Annotated in this window: 10 protein-coding genes and 1 tRNA gene; 1 reads left to right on the top strand and 10 read right to left on the bottom strand. The window is 51.8% G+C overall.

Annotated features, from left to right (window positions below; genetic code table 11):
- Window positions 1–15 precede the first annotated feature (15 nt).
- From GT409_RS13175 to rbsK, 7 genes are all read right to left on the bottom strand, one after another.
- Window positions 16–2,502: a hypothetical protein gene (locus GT409_RS13175; RefSeq protein ID WP_160629527.1), complete on the bottom strand. Its 2,487-nt coding sequence runs from the start codon at window positions 2,500–2,502 to the stop codon at window positions 16–18.
- A 69-nt stretch (window positions 2,503–2,571) separates the two neighbouring features.
- On the bottom strand, window positions 2,572–3,678 hold the full coding sequence (locus GT409_RS13170) for a sugar kinase (RefSeq protein ID WP_160629526.1): 1,107 nt from the start codon (window positions 3,676–3,678) through the stop codon (window positions 2,572–2,574).
- Window positions 3,679–4,039: 361 nt separating this feature from the next.
- The gene (locus GT409_RS13165; RefSeq protein WP_160629525.1) at window positions 4,040–4,177 is read right to left on the bottom strand and encodes a hypothetical protein; all 138 of its coding nucleotides are present in this window, start codon (window positions 4,175–4,177) and stop codon (window positions 4,040–4,042) included.
- 155 nt (window positions 4,178–4,332) lie between these two features.
- Entirely contained in the window at window positions 4,333–7,905 is a 3,573-nt protein-coding gene (locus GT409_RS13160; protein WP_160629524.1) for a sialate O-acetylesterase, read from the bottom strand.
- A gap of 331 nt (window positions 7,906–8,236) precedes the next feature.
- A complete protein-coding gene (locus GT409_RS13155; RefSeq protein ID WP_160629523.1) occupies window positions 8,237–10,237 on the bottom strand; it encodes a sialate O-acetylesterase in 2,001 nt (666 codons plus the stop codon).
- Window positions 10,238–10,379: 142 nt separating this feature from the next.
- Window positions 10,380–12,737 carry an Nramp family divalent metal transporter gene (locus GT409_RS16045; protein ID WP_160629522.1) on the bottom strand — a complete coding sequence of 786 codons (2,358 nt, stop codon included), beginning with the start codon at window positions 12,735–12,737 and terminating at the stop codon, window positions 10,380–10,382.
- A 727-nt stretch (window positions 12,738–13,464) separates the two neighbouring features.
- Window positions 13,465–14,373 (bottom strand): ribokinase, encoded by a 909-nt coding sequence (gene rbsK / locus GT409_RS13145; RefSeq protein WP_160629521.1) that lies wholly within the window; start codon window positions 14,371–14,373, stop codon window positions 13,465–13,467.
- Between the two features lie 567 nt (window positions 14,374–14,940).
- Here rbsK and GT409_RS13140 point away from each other — a divergent pair.
- Window positions 14,941–15,017: transfer RNA gene (locus GT409_RS13140), tRNA-Arg, on the top strand.
- Window positions 15,018–15,107: 90 nt separating this feature from the next.
- Here GT409_RS13140 and GT409_RS13135 read toward each other — a convergent pair.
- The 3 genes from GT409_RS13135 to GT409_RS13125 form a co-directional block, all read right to left on the bottom strand.
- Window positions 15,108–16,919 (bottom strand): sodium:solute symporter family transporter, encoded by a 1,812-nt coding sequence (locus GT409_RS13135; RefSeq protein ID WP_160629520.1) that lies wholly within the window; start codon window positions 16,917–16,919, stop codon window positions 15,108–15,110.
- Between the two features lie 85 nt (window positions 16,920–17,004).
- Entirely contained in the window at window positions 17,005–18,558 is a 1,554-nt protein-coding gene (locus GT409_RS13130) for a sulfatase family protein (RefSeq protein WP_160629519.1), read from the bottom strand.
- Window positions 18,559–18,570: 12 nt separating this feature from the next.
- Window positions 18,571–21,657 (bottom strand): glycoside hydrolase family 2 TIM barrel-domain containing protein, encoded by a 3,087-nt coding sequence (locus tag GT409_RS13125; RefSeq protein ID WP_160629518.1) that lies wholly within the window; start codon window positions 21,655–21,657, stop codon window positions 18,571–18,573.
- Window positions 21,658–21,672: the final 15 nt, after the last annotated feature.

Raw genomic sequence — 21,672 nt, 5'->3', positions numbered from 1 at the left:
CAGCAGACCAGACTGTTAAAACTCCACATTCAGCTTCATAAACTGAGCATTAGCCTCTCCTGTTGAAACCCGGTTGGTAACGGATTCAAATTCGGCATCCACAGGCGCACTTGTTTCAGCAATACCATTGGTGCTCCATGACTCAACCGACAGCAGATTACTGTTTTTTTCAACCGTATAGTTGATGCCGCGATCTGCAGCATCCAGACGACGAAAATAGACATATTCCAGCCAGTTCGTTCCATTCTGATTGGTAACAGAATATACCGGAAGAATTGCGGATGCATCCGAGTTGGTCGGATTGCCGCCCAGAGCATACTCGAGCAGATTGTTTGCGCCGTCCCCGTCCGGGTCAGACAACAAATCCGACTCCGGCGAAGTGAGCTCATACTCACCAGCCCACATGTTATACAGAGCCTCTGATCCTGCTCCGTTCGCAATGTACAAATATCCATCGCTCACGCTCGTATCGTTTGTCGTCAGCAGGGTGCCGTTTAGTGAAATCTTTTCGATCTGCGAGTCACTCAGACCGGTTCCGCCTGAACCGCTGTCGATGGCAAACCGAATGGTCGCATTCTGCGCATTGGTAATATACAGAACAACATCGGTAGCCCACGCGGATTCAGCCAGAGAAGAATCCTCGAACGTCCAGACTGAATCGCTGCCGGCGAAGTCAAAGAAGGCATCATAATCCACATCCAGCCATCCAAAGTTCTGGTCATATCCCTGTGCGGTAATTCCGCCGGTTCCGACGCTGTTTTTCATACGGACATCGGTGCCTTCTGCCAATGCCTGATCCGCTCCGAGAGTTACCATTGCCTTTTCCATATACAAATACTGCTGATCGGTCGTATAGGCTCCCGTCCGGTTCAAATACAGATTTGCCGCCCGCGCAAAGGTCCATGCAGTCGACGAAGCCGTCGTTCCGCTTCCGCCAATGACAACATTCAGTCCGTCTTTTCCGAACCGGAAACGGTCCACCAAATCGATGTCTCCATTCAGCTCAATCGTTCCATCCCCGGACAGGTTCATATAGTTATTACCGGTATGGGTCAGGCTGCCGTTCAAGACCAGACGTCCTCCCGCATACTGACTATAAATTTCGGCAACTCCGGCACCGAGCTCATTGATCGTCACATCCGTATTCAATGTTAACGTGGTGGACAACGAATAATTTCCAAGAGCCTGATTGATACTGGCCGCATCATTACGAATCAGGGTAATGGATCCCGCTCCATCAAATGTATATGCCTGGTCCGCATACAGCTGATTGGCCATAGCGGCACTGTCTACCGTCACAGTATATGTCGTCGATTGCGTATTTGTAAAATACGCCACGCTGCCGCTGCCCGGAACCCCATCGCTCCAGTTCCCGGCAGTCTCCCAGGCCGCGCCTTCAGACACATCACTGTTCCATGATGTTTCAGCGGCTGCCGGCAAAGGGGTAATATAAAGATACCCATCAGCAACCGTGGTGTCATTCGAAGTCAGCACGACTCCATCCAACGAGATTTTTCCGATCTGGATTTCAGTCAGTCCGGTTCCACCGGAACCACTGTCTATCGCAAACCGAATGGTCGCACTCGGGGCATTGGTAATGTACAGAACAACCCCAGATGCCCAGTCGGAAATCGCCAGCGATGAATCTTCAAAAGTCCACACTGAGTCCGTTCCTCCCAGATCAAAAAACGCGTCTGCATCCACATCCAGCCAGCCAAATGCCTGGTCGAATCCCTGTGCGGTAATTCCTCCTGTTCCATAATTGGCTTTCATTCGAACATCCGTTCCGGCTGCGAGGGCATTATCCGCACCGAGGAAAAGCATCGCTCTCTCCATATACAGATACTCAGCAGCCGTGGTGTAAGCACCGGTTCTGTTCAGATACAGGTTGGCTGCCCGCGCAAACGTCCAGGCCGCCGATGAGGTAGTTGTTCCACTGCCGCCGATGACAACGTTCAGCCCATCTTTTCCAAACCGAAAACGGTCAACCAACGTAATATCGCCATTCAGCTCAATCGTTCCCAGGCCGGACAAGTTAATGTAGTTATTTCCGGTCTGCGTAAAACTGCCGTTCAGGATCAAGTTTCCACCGGCGTACTGGTTGTAAACCTCAGCCACTCCGGCACCCAGCTGGTTGATGGTTACGTCTGTATTAATGGTTAAGGTCGTGGATGGAGAATAATTCCCCAGTGTCTGATTCAGACTGGACGCATCGTTACGGATCAGAGTAAGCGAACCGGCCCCGTCAAAAGTGTACCCCTGTGTAACATGCAGTTTATGCGCCTGAGCCGCGCTGTCCACATCTACACTATACGTCGTGGCCTGTGTGTTTGTAAAATATGCCACATCATTGGAATCCGGAACTCCGGCACTCCAGTTGCCAGCGACACTCCATGCTGCATCGATGGAAACATCGGCATTCCATGCCGTATCAGCCTGAGCAGAAGCAACCAACGCCACGGTACCGACTATGATAATCTGCAAGACTCTTATTGCCTTCATCCTCTTTTCCTTTCTGGTTTATTTCGCACGCACGTAAGATCGTTCTCATTTTTGATACGCCCATACATTTCACCGCACAACCCGCCCATTGCCGATGCCGTCAGCCAGGCGTTCAACTTCTTCACGAGTTGAAAAGTTAAAATCTCCGCTGATTGAATGTGCCAGACAGGAAGCGGCAGAAGCAAAATCCAGAACGGCCTGCTCGTTGCCGAACTCGCCGAAATTCAGCGCATAAATCAGCCCACCGGCAAAGGCGTCTCCTCCTCCCACACGATCCACAATAGAATGGATTTCATACGGCGTATAATCTCCGTTTTTCATGGGGGAAAACACCGGATCGCTGTTGCGAACCGATAGGACAGCGCCCCAGTTATTATGGGTTGCAGAAATACTCTCGCGCAGTGTCGTAGCAACCGCTCCGATGCTTGGAAACCGCCGCATAATTTCTTCGGCGACAGATGCAAACCCGTCAGCATTCAGATTGGCCGACTCCACATCTATATTTTCAGCAGAAATACCCAGCGTCTTCTGAGCATCCTCCTCATTACCGATCACCACATCCGTAAACTGCAGTATTTTCGGCATAATTTCCTGAGCCAGCTCTTCAGCTGTCCGTCCGACTTTCCACTTCCACAGCTTGGCCCGGAAGTTCAGGTCCACAGAAACGGTCAAGCCGGCCTCTTTCGCTTTGCGAACCGCAAGGCAGGCGGCCTGGGCCGCCCCTTCAGAAACCGCAGCCGTGATCCCGGTTGTATGAAACCAGGAAGCCCCTTCAAAAATTTCGGCCCAGTCAAATTCATCACCGCTGACTTGCGAGAAAGCCGAGGGGGTTCGGTCATAAATCACCTGACTGGCTCGCTGGTTGGCACCACGTTCCACAAAATAAACGCCCATCCGACTGTTCAACGCATGAAAAACATGCCGAGTCTCCACGCCCAGAGAAGTCAACTGACGAAGACAGCTGTCGGCGATTGCATGATCCGGCAATGCCGTAACAAACTCCGACGTTCCTCCGAATCTTGCCACCGAAGCAGCCACACTGCTTTCTGCCCCTCCAAAAGTCAGATCCCAGGGTCCTGGCGACACCTGCTCAAACCGCAAATGGTCCGGAGGACAAAACCGGCACATCACCTCACCAAACGTTACCACCCGGCCGTTTTTTTTATTTTCTCTCATATCCGCTTACTTTCTAAAACTCACACCCAAACGGAAAGATTGTACATTATGCAACCTATCGACATACAATATTGATAATCAGCAGCGGCGACATATGCAAGATAAAAGGAAAAATAAAAATAAAAATATTTCACATTTTACCTTAATTTCTAAAACGCATACGAATGCTTCAGAATGTCACGCCCCATCCACAAGACATGCGTTTAAAGGATATTTCAAACGACCTTGAACTTTCGTCATCCAATGCACAGTTTCTACCTGACCGGGTCTTTGAAAAAACAACGAAGCCGCCTTTGCCGTGCCTCCCGGCGGAAATCTCTGGCGGCCTGCCCCACCTTTGCAGGATGACTGCACCATACAGCTATCTGAACTTACGGATTATTCCGCTCGGCAGCTCATGGCTCACCAAAGCGATGAGATCCGTCAGGCAGACTGGAATACAATCGGCAATCGTGCGCACACGGCGCTCCGTCTGTTCGCCAGGATATAACAACCGCATCGCTTCTCCTTCTAGACAAACAATCGCTGCGTCAAACGCTGTAATGCAGAAACCGCTTAACCGCCGCAGACGGAAAGCGGTTTTCAATCATTGGAACTTTTCGGAGACATTTTTCCAGACATTGGAAAACGTCGCGATCAAGTTCCTCCGCAACGTCAATTCGCCACAATGCGGAAGAACCCGGCCGGATTGGTCTGGGCATATTCAGAAAAATCGAAATCGGCAATCCCATTGGTTTTACGAAACAAAACAGGATCACCAATTTCTGTCCACGAAAGCAGATTCGTGGACTTCATCATTTGATAGCGAATATCTTTTTGAGCCGGCCAGCTCGCAGAAAAAGAAGAGCTGAGCGAAAGGTTCAGATAATCAGATGCATCGGCCGGATCCGTTCCTGCACCATACTCGTCCCGATCACTCACGCCATCCCCGTCTGTGTCGCCGGTTCCGTCGGACGTGCTCAGATCACCGAAGCGTTCAGATTCCCACGCATCCGGCAGACCGTCTTCATCTGAATCCAGTCCGCACAGATCAAACAGCGCATTACCGAGATCTTCGCCAATCTGCAGCAATGACGGAGTTTTATAGTGAAGCACTCCTTCCGAAAGGCCGACCGATGTCAGGTAGTTATCGCCAATCGTTTCGGTTGCGCCCACGTTCGGATCCGCATCGGCAACCGCCTGCTGCGCCGCACGCACGACCGTCCAGCTGGCATAAGAGCCACTGTTCGTATCGTTCTGATACTGGTTCGGCGACAGCTTATTGAGAACAAACGTCAGGTTTGTATTAAACGTACCACGCACATCCTCAATGAAGCGGGTCAGGTTTTCCTCATAGCTGTCGGCAGCGCCGTTCATCGCATCCGACTCACCCTGCACCCAGCCCATGCCGAGGATCTCAACGTCCGAATAAGGATATTTATTTTTCAGCGCAGCCACGGTCCGCCAGACCGTCTGCTGGAAAATCTGATACAGTGTTCCGTCGGCAGAGCGGTCGGCGGTCCCGTCAGGCCACCACTGATCGGTTGTGTACAGCCCGGACCCGCCGTATGCATATTTCATGACCGCCACGTTGGCGTCGGGAACCGCAATCCGGTCGCGCACAACCCGAGCAAAACTCATCTCGGGACCGAAGCGGCTGATCGGCGCGTTGGTCAGAGCCGGGTATTCGCCGGGCTGTTTCACCTGCGTGTTTGAGTTGCCGGACTGAAGCTTCAACAGTGTATTTTCCGGCAGCATACCCGCACTGCTGTACGGTTTGTGATAGAGAAAATCGATGTCTTCCTGGACAAACTGCAGCGGATCATTCTGGTCCTGAAGATACTGGTGATATCCCCAGCCCAGCGCATTGGACTGCCCGCCGAACAGGAGCAGATACACTTTGCGGTTGCGCAGCGGCGCAATGTCCGAATCGAACACCGCCAGCCCTTCCCAGTCGGAATAAGTCTCCGCGCCACTGAGCAGTGTAAACTGATCGGTTTCCGGATCATACTGATAGATCCCCGGCGTTCCGCCTTCGGCATCCGAGCGCACAAACAGGTAGCGTTCGCCGTCAAAGGCAACATCTTTCCAAACCTCGGAAGAAAACACCTGGTTGGTGCACAGCTTCACGCTGGTCCCCTCCGGATCGGCCGGATCGGCAAACACATACAGCCCTGCGCCCTCCATGCCGTCGCCGTCATAAATTCCGTAATACACGCCGTTGCAGCGGTCAATGCCGTGCCACGATGCATAGCTGTAGCTTCCGCTGAGCAGCTTGAAGAGCGGCGAGGTTCCGGTCGTCTCATACAGCTTGCCGCCGGCGCGGTCGACCATCAGATACTGCTCGCCGTCAAACCCGGCATTCCGGTACGTCAGCGCCGGAGAAGAAATGGTCCCGATTCTCTCGGCGGTTTCCACCGGACGGGTCGGGTCCGTGAACGTATAGATTCCGGTCGCCATGTCGGTTCCGGTATACAGCCCCGCATACAGCAGCCCGGTTGCTTTGACAACCTTTCCGGCGTCGTTCGCAACAACGGTAATTTGTCCGTTGGATGCCAGCGCGGAAATATCAATCGTCAGGTTTTCATCCAGCCCCATTGTGGCTGCAGACAATCCGTTATCCAACACCGATGCCCACCCCTGCAGAACTGTAAACGAGTCGCCTGCCTGAACCGTGGTGTTCCCGGAGAAATCAAAAATAAAATCACCTGCAACGTTCAGCACAGCCCCGCTGCCCGTCAGCACGTCATAGCCGGATGCTCCGGCAATCTCCACCATTGCACAGGAACCGGCTTCCAGAACCAGCGAGTCGTTAACCGTCAACGTACCGACATCCAATGTCGCCCCGCTCTGCAGAGTCACTGAATCCACCAGACCGCTTCCGCTGAGAGTTGTGGCGGACGTAACCGTAACCGGGCTGACAACGGTCCCGTCAATCTGCAGGGTTCCGTCACTGACTGTGGTCGAATTCGTGTAGGTGCAGACACCACTCAGGGTTACGGTTCCCGCTCCGGATTTGATGACAGCGCCCGAACCGCTGATAGTCCCGGAAAGCGTTAAGTCGCGACTGCTGTTGACCGCCTCCAGCTTGCTGTCTGCTGTCACAACCATATCATTTGCCAGTTCCCGGTCGGTTGCATAGGCATTCAGCGTTCCGCCGTTCAACGTCAGCACACCGCTTCCAAGCCCGTTATTGTTCCCTACGGAAAGCACTCCGGTATTGTGAGTGATCCCTCCCGAAAAACCGGTATTATCCCCAGCCAGAAGTAACGCTCTGATTCCGTTTTTCGTCAGTGAGCCGCTGCCGCTGAGTGTTCCCGTAAAAAACAGATTCGCGCCCGCATCGGTTACTTCCAAATCAGCGTCCAGAGTCACATCATTAGCTAGAGTTGTCCCGGTCGACGCGCCAATGATTCCGCCATTCCCGCTCACCGTCAGAACGCCGCTTCCCAGAGCACCGTTGTTACCAACCACCAACGTTGTTCCAATATCGGTTCCCATACTGACGCCACCGGCATACGTATTGTTTCCGGACAGGGTCACAACGCCCGCACCGCGCACCGTCAGCGCAGAGGAACCATCAATAGTACCGGTGAGAGTCAGGTTCCGGCTGTCATTGACCGCCTGCACGATACTGTCGGCAGAAAGCGTCATGTCATTCGCCAGCGTTTGGCTGGAGGCATAAGCATTCAGCAATCCTCCATTCAAAATCAGCGAGCTTGACCCCAGAGCCGTACCACTGCGCACAGCAATGATGCCGGAAGAAAGAGTCATCGTTCCGGAATACGACGAGTTATCACCGACAAGGATCAAGGCCCCGTTTCCGGTCTTTTCAATCGCACTAGAGCCGGATAAGGAGCCGTTCAAAGTAAAGTTGCGACCCGTCCCCAGATTGTACTCTCCGTCGGCCACCTGATGGATGTTCGCATTCACTTTCACTCCTCCGGATGTGCCGCCGCCGGTTGTAATTCCTCCTGCTCCGATCGTCAGCGTTTCGCTGCCCGTGATGGTCCATATTCCGGAGTTATCGGTCGAAGAAATTCCGTACCATGACAGATCCGACCCCATCGCCGTCGAAAGAGCGCCAAGTCCTGTATAAACCGCGGTATCCGTCGAGCCGGGAACAGCCCCGCCGGTCCAGCTTCCGGACTGATCCAGTGCCGTTGTGTTATTCGCCTTGTAAATATCGGCTGATCTCGCCGCAGGACATAAACCAACAAGTAACCCGGCAATAATAAAACGTCTCATTCAGCCTCTCCTTTACAAAAAACACGAATACACAATGTATAAAACTGTAAATAACAGTATGCAAATAACGCCAGCGTGCAAAAAAAGCAAGCCCAAACAAAACAAATAGAATGTATCCCGCGCGGCTACTTATCTTTTCATTTTAAATAAAAAGGAAATCTCACATACAATCCGATTGCCTAAATGTATAGATATCCAGCCAAAACAAGAGTTTTTTCGCAACAGTACCAGTTAACAGCTGTTTCAACCGACAGCGACACGAGAACGGTACCATAGGGTTTATCCACGGAAAGTCTATGGATACTCGACCACCGAACAGAGAAAACGATCTCTATCGGCCCCGCGGAAATCGATCCGTCCGGAACGGCAGCAACGGCAGTCCTGCCCGGCTGTAGACATTAATATTCGGATTGTTGGCCCATGCATAACGCACTGCAACCGGCTCCGGAACATCCGGACTCCACACAACAATCTGCTCTCTGTCGATCTTTGCTTCGGCCCAGTGCCAGACACGGTCTTTTCCGCAGATTGCAAAACTCTGCGGCTCTGTTCCACTGCGCAGTTCAAACCCGCCTTCTACATCCTTAAACGAAAGATAGACCCGATCCTTTCTGACGGCAGAACTCGCATATCGCGGACTCTGACAAAGACCGGAACGGCCATACACCAGTCCATTCGCAGCCAGTGCCAACCGATCCCCAACCGTCGCTTTATCTTCGGGATGAATGTTGGTTGCATCGCCAACATCCAAGGCGGTGGCCACCGCGGTGTTCGACAGCGCCAGTGCCGACTGCTGTGCTTCGCGCTGCCAGGCCCAGCCATCTTCTTCAGACGGCTGAGTCTGAGCGGCCATGAATGAAGCCAGTTCCACATAAATAAACGGCATCTCCGGCTGATTCCATTTACGGCGCCAAGACTCGATCATGCCGGGGAACAAACAGGAATAGAGTTCCGGTTCACTGGCGTTGGATTCGCCCTGATACCAGATGACACCCTTCAGCGAAAACGGAAGAAACGGCGCTATCATTGCATTGTACAGGTTCGCAGGCCCGCGCGGCGTATTCGGAACGCCCCAACGCTGATTAAACTGCCGGCGCAGCGGATCATCATCGTTAAAAACATACTCGGCTTTAAACTGCCAATTTCCGGCCAGCGACACCGCATTCTGCTCCTGACCCACCAGAGCAATTTTCAACAAGTCCGGGCCTGAAAGAAATCCGCCCTGACCGGCCATATCAAATACGCGAACGGCCACGGTCAGCTCATTACCAGCCACAACATATTCCGGAACGGAATACGACCGCGGCGTCATCCAGAACCCGGCCGTCTCCTGCCCGGTGGAACCAACCGGAATCCCGTTCACATACGTCTGGTCCATATCATCAAGTACGCCCAGCTTCAGCGTAAGCGGCTGTCCGATCCATTCGTCGGGAATCCGGACTGTCCGGCGAAACCAGAACGCACCGTCTTTCGATTCTTCCAAAACCGACTCGATCGACGTCGGCACAGAAACCGGCTTCCACCCGGAGAGATCGGCATCCGGATCGGCGTATCCGTAAAGATAGCCATGGTTGCCCGGGTCCTGATAGCCCAGATTCTGCCACGCCGCCTGCTGTGCGGTCAGTTTGGCTTTCGCAAACGGATCAGAAACCAGTCGTTCGTACTGCACCAATCCGTCATGCAATTCCGGAACCTGCTTCAGATCCTCCATCGGCATCCATGTTTCCACTTTCGTTCCGCCCCAGGCACTGACGATGATGCCAACAGGCACATCGAGATCCTGCTGGAGACGACTGCCAAAATAATAGGCCACCGCCGAAAAATCCATCAGCGCGGCCGGACAGGAAATTTCCCACTGTCCACCGGTATCGTCTTTAACCTTTGCCGAAACCGCGCGCGGCGTGTTGAACAGACGAAGCATCTTGTTTTCCGGCTGCGCAACCGCTTCGTTTAGCCGATCCAGCATTCGGAAGGTGAATTGCATATTCGATTGCCCGGAGGCCATCCACACTTCGCCGACCAGCACGTCGCTGAACGTTTTTTTCCAATCATTGGAAAGCGAGCGCACTTCCAATTCCGACGGGATAGAAGATGCGGGCTGAGCATCTAAATAAATGGACCAGGCGCCGTCTTTGTCCGCAATGGTTTCTGCGTGCTGTTCATCAAACTTCACAGCAATCCGCTCATTTGGAGAAGCCGTTCCCCAAATATGGATCGGCTGATCCGCCTGAAAAATCATGTGATCTGAAAACACTGCCGGCAGCCATGTCTCCGCTACAGCGGAAAAGGTCATCAGCAGAACAATCAATATCTCAAAAAATTTAATGTTCATACCCTACCCGATCTAAACGCACAAAAAGACAGAACGATATTCATTTTTTAAAAGCAGGCATTCTAAACATACAAATACAACAACAAAAACCGCTCTCCAAAAGTGATAGCACCCCGAGATCGGCAAGAAATACTACTGGACGTTACATAGAAACCCGCACGGCGGCCGGACCGCCGGAGGTCGAAACTTCTATATTCGTTTCCTTCAACTGAGCAGTTTCCAGTTTATAAAACCGGATCGCCTGTTTTTCGTTGCTGGCGACCGCCACATACTGTCCATCCGGAGTAAACACTGCCGCCTGCGGAATGCCATCAACACGAATGGAATCCATCGTCACAAAAGTTGCGCCCTGTTTTTGGAACAGAACAACCATCGCAGACTCCCGATGAGCCGGATTATCTGATGTCATGTTGGTGTTTTCCAGACAGTTCACCACCAACCACAGCCCATCCGGACTGATATCAATTCCTTCAGCAAGAATTCCGACCGGAATCGTATCAACAACATCAGCAGTCTGATCACTGATCTTCAATAAGCTCAGGGTTCCTCCGTATACATTTCCGATAACCGCACTCTTTCCGTCCGGAGCAAACTCCGCGCAATACGGACCGTCGCCACAGGTCACTTGCTGCAGAACCTTCATCTGATCATTTTCCAAAGAACAGAAGAGAACTTTTCCTGCCTTGTTCAGCGTCACCAGCACACGGGTTCCATCTGGTGAAAACGCCGCGTGCGACACACTGCTTTCCGGCGGAGCAACCGCAAAAGTATCGAGCAGCTCCGCTTGACCGGCCGGAGTGAGAGACAGCAGAGAAACGCTTCCCGCAGCGCGGTTGGCGACCAGCGCCCGCGTTCCGTCGCGGCTGATTTCCACTCCGGACGGCTGAAGACCCAGTTCGATCTGCTGAATAATTTCCGGAGCTCCGGGCATCAACCGAACTACGCTGAGCACTGTATCTGGAATCTGCTCCGCTGAATTCTCCGGGTTCACTTTCATGGCACCAGTCACCAGAGCAAACTTCTGGTTCGGAGCAACGGCAACCGATACCGGCGGGCCGATCAGGCTGGCGGGAACATTTTCCAATGTTTGGAAAGATTTTGGCGGGACGCTCGAAACATCCATCGTAACCAGCGCACCGGCTTGGGCATCTTCATAGACATGTTCATCCCCATCAACCTGCGTGTAGCGCTGGTCAGTCACGCAAACCATCCACTTCGGTTCTGTTGACGCGTTTTCCAATGGTTTAAAAAAACCAATCAGTCCTTTGACGGCCAGAAACGACATCACCAGCGAAAAAGCGAATGCCACGATCATTCCTGTATTGAGCAACGGACCCGCGCGATGAGAACCCATCAGATCGCGTTTGTTGGCTAAAACAAACAGAACAGCAATAACCAGCGGAAGAATGAAAACCTGAGAAACCTGCGTGGCAATCTGCGCGGCAATCGGATTGGCTCCGAGAATCGGAATTGTCAGCCCGATCAGGCAGGCAACAGCGCATAGAATCCGAAAAAGTTTTGAACGACTGTCAAATTCCCCTTTGCGATAGTCGCTGATCAGCAGTGGCGCAACCATGCAGATTGGAAAAACAGACGAAAGTCCCGCGCTGAGCGTTCCGACCAGAAAGAGAGAAACAGCATATTTCCCGGCAACCGGTTCCAGAGTGTGAACCATATCAAGCACATGATTCACCTCGAGACCACGGCTGAACAACGCCCCGGCAGCACACGCCATAACAGCACCACTGACAATGAACATGAGGAATGCGCCCGCAAACGCATCAACTGATTGCTGCTTCACATCGTCTCTTCCCCACCCTTTGGCTTTGAGCAGAAGAGGACGTACAACAAAGGTCGGCGCGGCCATTGTCGTCCCGACAAATGCAGCGACCATCAGGGCGGCTCCCGGCACATTAGGAATACGGGGAACCAGTCCTCCAGCAATTTCCCCAGCAGGAGGCAGAACAACAAACATGGAAACAATAAAAGAAAGCCCAAGGATTGTCACAAAAATGACAAGGATCTTTTCAAAGAAGGAATAGCCGCCATGCCAAAGCAATGCATACATAAGAACCATCAGCGTAGCCGCAATTCCCAGCACCGGCCAATAGGTGTTCTCAGTGAGCGACGGAATGAACAGACGCAGTCCTTCATAGAGGGCACTGGAGGAAAGCCCGACAAGACCGGAAAGGCAGCACCACTGGCCTGTAACCACACCAATTACCATCAACAGAGCCAGTCCCTTACCGCCCGGCAAGTGTTTACGGCAACCATTCACTGCAGTTTCACCACTTACAAGGGCAAATCGTCCAGCAGCCTCCATCAGAACCCACGAAAAAATGCAGCTCAGAGCCAATACCCAAAGCAGCTTCATCCCGAATTGGCTGCCGGCTTTGGCCATGGCGGTAACACTGCCGGTTCCGACCGTATAGCCAATTGCAAAAATACCGGGACCAACTGCGAGTAAAAGCTTCACTAATTTTCCTGCGACCTGTTTCATTACTCTCCTTATTGCCTTTAGCTAAACAAAACTCCGCTTTCAAACTCTGGAACAACTACACAATGTATAATCCACACAAACACAATATCGCGCATAAACAGTTGATTCATCAAGAATATAATTAACTAAACGTGCACAGTTAAAACTGTAGAAACCGGATATAAAGCTATTACTCAGTCGGATTTATAAAGTCTCCAAAGAGAAATTTTTATTCGATTCAACATCTGAATTAATGATCAGAAATACTGACACCACCCATTTCCAAATGGAACTTTCTACCCGTCATAAACCCGCCCCATAATCGCAACATTGTACAATATTTTATGCACAAAATATAAAAACACAAAATAACCGTATTCAGCAAGTCAATTGAAAGTCGTTTATGAAAACGGCATACATTTCGTCTACGCGTTGGCAAAGCCTACGGCGACCATTTATCAATGAAAAAGCTTCACAGCACTCAGCTTTTGACAGCATACGAAGCGCGCAGCCGTGTATGATTGCAAAGATATACCGCAACACCACCAATGGAATTGCCCACCGGCGCTGACAGCACCTTTACCATAGACTTATCCAGCTTATCCCGAAGCCAACCGAACGTCGGATTCGTATAATCACAAAAAGCCCAGCAATACAGAAAGCAGCACAGGATGCTGAACGGCTGTCAGCACCCTGCGACACCAATTTAATAACTGCCAGCAGAATACACCAACAGCATTGACTGATTTCAGGAAACGACCGCGCGAGCAGCTAATATTTCGATTTCGTCCCAGCCGACATAAGATGCCTGAGCACCAACCTTTGTAACCGAAAGAGATGCTCCCGCGGCAGCATAACGGAGACTCTGTTCTAAATCACAGCCTTTATATAAGGACGCAGCAAAAACTCCGACAAAACAATCACCGGCACCAACCGTATCTTTCACCGCAACATCCGGAGCCGGGACCGCAACGTTCCCGTCCCGACTGAAGCAGGCAGCCCCTTCAGCCCCAAGCGTAACAATCAGGTTTTTCACACCTTTGCTGAGCATTTCTTCCACCATCTCCTCAAAGGACCCACCTTTTTCTGAAATGATTTTCAGTTCATGCTCATTGGGAACCAGATAATCAAGCATGGTCAGAATTTCAGCCGGCACCTCAGCCGCCGGCGCAGGATTTAAAATGGTAATGCATCCGGCGGCATGGGCCTTCTTAAGGCCATGCCAAACGGCTTCATGCGGAATTTCGTGTTGAAAAACCGCAATGCCGAACTCTGAAAAATCAACCGAATCAATCTGCTCCGTCCCAACCAGTCCGTTCGCGCCCGGAACAACCACAATCTGGTTTCTTCCGTTCTGGTCGACACAGATCAGAGCAGTGCCGGAAGGGGCCTCTTCTGTACGCTTCAGAAAACGGAGATCCAGACCGTCTTCTTCAAAGGCCTGCACGGTTTCGTCACCAAAAGCATCAGTACCCACCGCTCCGACAAAAGCAACCTTGGCTCCAGTACGAACTGCGGCAACGGCCTGGTTGGCTCCTTTTCCCCCGGCAAATTTACTCATACTGGTCCCCATCACAGTTTCCCCTTCGCCCGGCAAACGTTCCACATTGGCAACCAAGTCAGTATTCGAACTTCCCACAACAACGATCGGTTTCATAAATGCTCCTCAAAATTTAAAGAGAAAGAATCTACAGAAAAAACGGCGACCTAACAATAGAACAAACGGGTATAAAACTGCACATTTCAAAACTCTGCAAAATAGAGAGAAAACAGGGGCAAGGAGAATACACCAGCTTTTCATTCAAGACGACCCTGACTGTTAAGCATTGCCAGAACAGCGGCATCACAGAAGAAGACCAGACCAAGCGGAAAATGAGTCAGAAAAGAGCCTGCGGATTCAGAAACCTTAACAATTCCCGATTACGGGTAATGGGACGCCTTCTTGAAGAACGAGTCCTGTGTAATCAATAAAAATCCGTTTTCTCCCTGTCTTTGAGGAAAAATTCTGTAAAGCCGTCGGGCAGGCAACACGCTATGCCTGAGCCCTCAACTAAAGAAACGGACCTCACTATCATCTGGTCGAAAAACACATGCTTGACCATCTCCAACCCACCATGCAGAATCCCTGCCTTTAAATCTGAAAAACGTCGCGCATCGTCACTAGACGAGTGATTTATAATCATAAACGTTTTTCAGAAAAATACGTTTTTACTGGCGTTTTTTCGCCCCGGTAGCTCAGCTGGACAGAGCAATGGATTCCTAATCCATAGGTCGGAGGTTCGAACCCTCTCCGGGGCACCATTATCCATGACCGGATAATGACTTACTTTAGAGCCCATACGAAAAAAGGGACCGGAACCCGATCCCTTTCCTGCCCTTCGAGTGAACTCTCTACCAGAAAATCACATAAAGCGACACGGTCATCACGCAGACAATCAGCCCGAAAATCAGAGCGCCCTTGGAACAGGTCAGATCCATCGTAGTATTATGGGAAAATTCCACTTTTTCACCGCGGAAGATCAGCCCCAGCACCCACATCAAAGCCAGCACGGCAAGCAGTGACCAGGACATGCTGTAAAGGAAGTGTTTTTCAGGAAACAGCCATTCGGAAACCAGGACGTGGTAGAAGACCGGGTTGGCGCACAAGCCAACAACTCCGATCCAGCGGGCAGACCGACGGAAAATCAGGCCATAGATAAAGACCGCCAGAATACCGGTAGACACATAGCCCTGGAACTTCTGAATAAACTCAAAGACACTGCTGTTATTCGCCAGCAGTGGAGAAACAACACATCCGATTACTACAAAAACCCCGATAAAAACACGTCCCATTGTCACCAGTTTAAACTGAGAGGCTTTGCGGTCAATGTAGCGCTGATAGACGTCCATGGTCAGCAGTGTGGACGCTGCATTGAGCACCGCAGCCAGAGAGGAAACAATGGCTCCGAGCAGCGCGGCAATCACAAACCCGAGGATGCCTTTGTTTTTCGGAATCAGTCGGGTGATCAGCAAGCCAAGGGCGGAGTCATATTTGTACTGGTTGAGTTCAACGGTTTCCACCGCGTCAGCACCTACACGAGCAGTAACCGCTGTGTTGTAGGCAGTGATTTCAGCCGCTTTGGCCGGATGCGCATTTTCCCAGCGCGGATCCATTTGGAACACCTGAACTGCCGCGGCCGGATTAGCAGCGGCCTGCTCGTAAACAGCAAGATGATCTCCGGCGTTTTCTTCCATTTCATTGTGGTAGAGATTGAATGCAATGATACCCGGAATCACGATCACGAACGGAACGATCAGTTTCAGGAAACCTGCCAACACAAGACCTTTCTGTCCTTCGGCCAGAGAAGCGGAGCCGAGAATGCGTTGGGTAATATACTGGTTGAGCCCCCAGTAGTAAAAGTTCGGGATCCAGATACCGAGAAGGAGAATTAGCCAAGGCATCGTCGGATTGCTTCCCATATGCATGGCAGAACTGTTGAGTTCATTGAACTTTTCAATGACACCGGCTCCCTGATCAATAGCGGCTGCGGTCCCGGTCGCCGAAACCATCTGGCCCAGATCGGTGGCGCTCAGAGCATTGAAGGCGAAATACGTAATGACACCGCCGCCGATAATCAGAGCGGAACCCTGCAGCAGGTCGGCCCATGCACAGGCTTTAAGTCCGCCAACCGCCACATAGATCGCGGCCATGGCTCCCAGCGCCCAGCAGCAGCCGGCCAGAGAGAGATTGACGTCGAACTCAAACATCAGCTGTTTGAGGGTCAATGCTCCGGCATAAATCACACCGATCAAACTGACACCAATAAGAATCAGCATCATGGACACCGTCATGAGCAAACGCGCCCAATGGTTGTATCGAATCTCTAAAAACTCAGGAATGGTAGTGATGCCGGAGCGCAGGAAGTACGGAAGAAGTACAAAAGCAACCACCACCAGCGTAATAGCCGCGATCCATTCCCAGCTTGATACCGACAGTCCGTAGAGCCCGGCACCCTGCCCGCTCATGCCGACAAACTGTTCAGCAGAAATATTGGCAGCAATCAGCGAAAAGCCGATCAGCCACCAGGTCAGCCCGCGACCTGCCAGAAAGTAGTCCGAAGCCCCCTGCTCCCCATGCGTATCCTCGCCCTTGGACTTATACAAGCCGACAAACAAAACTGCCGCGATAAATCCGACGAATACGATAATGTCTACGATTCCCATTTCGTTCTCCTTATATTTTTTTTATCAAAAGTTGTTTCCCATTCCTTGGAAAATTAAAGTTCAACACTTTTCAAGCCGTAAAAACTTATCGAATACCATCAGATAATTCCATCTCTTTCAACACCCGGGCCATTGCCTGTGCTTTTTCCGGACAACTTAAAATCAGGTTATTTTGCTCCGATGGATCATCCTCCAGGTTATAAAGGCTTTCCGGAACATCCGGGCGCCCCTTTGGCCACCGGGGGCTGGCCGGCTCAATGTATTTCCAGTTTCCCTGCCGCAAAGCCAACGCAAACGACTCCTCGATCATAAATTCATGACCGACTGTTGATTGACCGGTAAATGCCGCCAGAGAACTGCGGCTGTCGACCGCCTCGCCATCTTCCAATTCAACATCTAACAGCTCCGCAAAAGATGCCAGCAGATCGGTCTGGTTCACCATGGCATCAGATACGCCAGGGTCAATGACGCCCGGCCACCGAATAATAAACGGCACACGAGTTCCGCCCTCATAAATCTGATATTTACCTCCGCGCCAGATTCCCGAACCATCGTGTCCGCGATCCGCTTCCTCCATCGAACAGTATACCGTTGTCCCATCTTCGTAGCCGTCATCGTAGACCGGGCCGTTATCGCTCGAAAAAATCACAATCGTGTTCTCTGCCAGGCCATTCTCCTCGAGAGTTTTCAGGATCTTCCCAACCGCCCAATCAAATGCCACCATGGCATCCCCGCGATATCCGAGATCTGTTTTACCCTGAAATCTCGGATGCGGCGCACGCGGCACATGAATGTTATGTGATGCGTAATAGAGAAAGAACGGTTCATTCCTGTGTCGGGCAATATACGCCTCGGCCTCTTTCACAAATTCATCGGTAATATCCTCTTCCTTCCAAAGGGCGGACTTTCCGCCGGACTGATAGCCGATGCGGCCGATACCGTTAATCACACTGCCGTTATGATCATGCGTGCTGCGATAAAACGTCATCGCTTCGGGATTTTTCTTTCCATCGGGATACTGAGTGCTGCCAGCAACCAGAACCGACTTCAACGTTTTCCCGACATACAGCGGATCATTCGGGTCTAAATTCACGACCCGATGATTTCGCAAAAAGACACACGGCACACGATCGTTGGTGGACGGCAAAAGGAAGGAATCATCAAACCCGACCTCCAACGGCCCCGGCTTCACATCGCCATTCCAGTCCACCTTGTTTTCTCCATCCCCAATACCGAGATGCCACTTGCCGACCACTCCCGTGCTGTAACCGGCCTTCTTGAACAGCTTCGGCAACGTCAGAATATCGGTCGGAATCAGCAGCGGCGCATCGGGCGGAAGCACGCGGGCCCCATACCGGAATGCATGAACACCGGTCAGCAGTGAAAAGCGCGACGGCGTACAGGTTGCCGCAGAACAATGTGCATCCGTAAAGTTCAGTCCTTCCAACGCCAGCCGGTCGATATTCGGTGTCGGAATCATTTTGGAACCGTTCACACCAATATCACCGAAACCGACATCATCTCCGTAAATGATCACCACATTCGGACGGTTCGCCTCCGGCACCTGCGTAGAGGCAAAAACAAGTCCCGCCCCCAGCCCCAGCGTTCCACTCAATAAAATTCGCTTTCTTCTTCTCATTTCTCTTCCAGATTACTTAAACAAATTGAACCGTGAGCGTTTCCCGGCGACCGGCTTCAGCCGATAGCTGTATTCACAGTGATCATCAAACAGGCGGTACGGCTTCAGCGGAACCGAACCCCATGAATTGATTCCTCCGACCCCGCTCTGGGCCGCATCAATATTCAGGTGAATCAAATCCGAGCGCTCCATCTGAAAACTGTAGTCAGATTGACGCATAGTTTCTGCGCTGTAAAAGCGCGCACTCAGACTGAGCGGAGCGCCTTCCGCGATAACCCGCAATCCGCGCCCGTCTTTGTCCGTCAGTTCCGCCCAGCGAACACCGGTCTTGTTGCCGTTTTCCTGCGGACGCGAATAATCGGCCCACTGCTCATCGATCGTCCCTTCATAGATACCGACCGGTTCAAACGCGCGGTCTAAATAGGTTTCGCCGCCACGTCCGAACCACTTCAGGTTCTCAAACGTTGCCGGAACGCCCCACTCCATACCGATCCGCAGCGGTGGCATCACCTTCTTCGGCGTTTTCGAAAAGTCATATTTCACATCAATGACAATCTCGGCATTCGGAAACACCGTATAGGTTGAAAGCATGGATGCCTGCACATTCGGCAGCGCTTTTCGAATCGTCACTTCGGCAGCCTCTTCCGTTCTGACAGCCTGCATATCCTGAACAACCGTATTGTCACCGGCCACATCCCACTCGGGCGCCGGCTTCGGCTTCTGGCGCCGCTCGTTGTCGTTCTGGGCACGGGACAAATCAGGCTGTCCGCCGTCTGCAATCATGGATACACCGCCAACTTCATACGACGTCATCGTTCCGGAAACTTTATCAAACACCACCGTAAAGTTTGCGCCGCTTACCGTGATAGTTTCCGAAGATTCATCGATGGCCACAGCCCCGTCAGCCGCTTCTGCCGCAGCCGAACAGTCGCCCGGCATCTCAAACTGGTCCCAAGCCAGCAAATGCCCCTCGGGAACGAGCGGGTGATAGTTTTTCCGCGCACGAAATTCGAAGGTAACAAAAACGTCTTTTCCAAGGTTTGAAAAATTCTTCGGCAGATCAATCGTCACCGTCTTCTCAGAGTGCGGAGCAATTCCAAGGCGTGGAAGTTTTCCGTCGGCGATCAGCTGTCCGTCGGACTCGATTTTCCAATGCCCGGAAACCTTGTTTCCAAGCTCTGTAAAATTGAACCAGTTGCGAATGCTGAAGGTTCCGGTTTTCAGGTCGACCGGCGAGACATGAACATTGCGCTGAAGATATTTATGTGCGTACAGACCGGGGTGAGGATTCTGCCCCGCGTCGATCAGACCGTTCATACAGAAATTGCCGTCGTTATAAACCCCGGCCGGATTTTCGAACCATCCGCCATACGCAAAAAACGTTTCTTTGACCGGACCGCTGCCACTATTTCGTTTGAATTCATCTGGAACAGGCGTACGGACACCCTGGTCCATCCAGTCCCACACGAACCCGCCCAGCGCGGTGTTGTCTTCATAAAACAAATCCCAGTATTCTTTCGCTCCTCCGTTGGAATTACCCATTGCATGCATATATTCAGCAATGATGTACGGGCGTTGATCGTCTCCCTCTGTGTATTTTCGAATTTCATCGGCTGGTCGGTACATGCTGTTGCAGATATCGGTGTTCGGGCGTCCTTTTTTATGATCGGTCCGCTCGTAGTGAACCGGGCGACTCGGATCATTCTCCTTAATCCAGCGATAGCAGGCAGCAAAGTTTTCTCCGTCTCCGGCTTCATTGCCCATCGACCAGACCACGACAGACGCGTGGTTCTTATCGCGCTCGACCATGCGCTGAATGCGGTCAAGATGAGCCGGATTCCATTCCGGCTGCTTGGCTAGAGATTCGGGACCGTACCCGACCCCGTGCGATTCGATATTGGCTTCATTCCAGAGAATGATTCCATACTCATCGCACAGATCGTACCACATCGGCATGTTCGGATAATGAGAGGTGCGCACGGCATTGAAGTTGTTTTCCTTGAGCAGCTGAATATCCCGAATCATTGCTTCGCGCGAGACCGTGTGCCCGGTATCGGGATCGTGTTCATGACGATTCACCCCTTTGATCAAAACCGGTACTCCGTTGATGCAGAAGCGGTTGTTTTTGATTTCGACTTTACGAAAACCAATACGCTGAGGAATCACTTCAATGATGTTTCCGGACGCATCTTTCAATGTCAGAAGTGCCGTATAGAGATATGGATTTTCCGTATTCCATAAAACAGGATTCGAAATGCGGGATACAGGATGCGAAAGGACTTTCTTCCCGTCCGCGTCATAAAGATCGATTTCAAAAGATCCCTCTCCGACCAGCTCCACGTCCACCTTGAGTTCGGCGTCTTTGTACTGATCATCCAGATCGGTCACAATCGTAAAATCGCGAATGTGGGACCGGGCGGTGCTCCACAGATACACATCACGATAAATGCCGGAGAAGCGCCAGAAATCCTGATCCTCCAGATAGGAACCGTCGCACCAGCGGTACACTTCCACCGCCAGCACATTTTTTCCGTCCTGAAGATACCTGGTAATGTTGAATTCGGCCGGCGTGCGGCTGCCCTGCGAATAGCCGACTTTCTGCCCGTTCACCCAGAGGTAAAACGCGGACTGCACGCCATCAAAGACAATATAGGTCTCGCGGTTTTCCCAATCTTTGGGAACGCTGAACTCGCGGCAGCAGGAACCGACCGGATTCCAGTCAACCGGTGCATTCGGAGGATCCATTGGAAATGGATATTTAATATTGGTGTAGATCCTCAGACCGTGGCCTTCCATCTCCCAGTTGGACGGAACCGGAATCGTGCTCCATCCGCTCACATCAAACTCCGGCTTATAAAAATCGGCGGGGCGATCGGCAGGCTTTCTCACCCAGTTGAATTTCCACTCGCCGTTGAGCGACCGGAACCACGGCGATGCGGTGCGATCGTACTTCATCGCCGCTTTCGCCGTCGAATACACCATCATCGTCGCATGCGGCGCTTCGCGGTTCACCTCAAGCACATTTAAATCGTTCCATTCCACCGCAACAGCACAGGACACGGCTGCAAACAAAGACGTCAGTATTATTTTTTTCAACATTCTGTTCCGTTCAAA

This window comes from Tichowtungia aerotolerans, assembly GCF_009905215.1.
In the GTDB taxonomy this organism is placed as follows: domain Bacteria; phylum Verrucomicrobiota; class Kiritimatiellia; order Kiritimatiellales; family Tichowtungiaceae; genus Tichowtungia; species Tichowtungia aerotolerans.
This window is presented reverse-complemented; position numbering and strand designations above follow the sequence as displayed.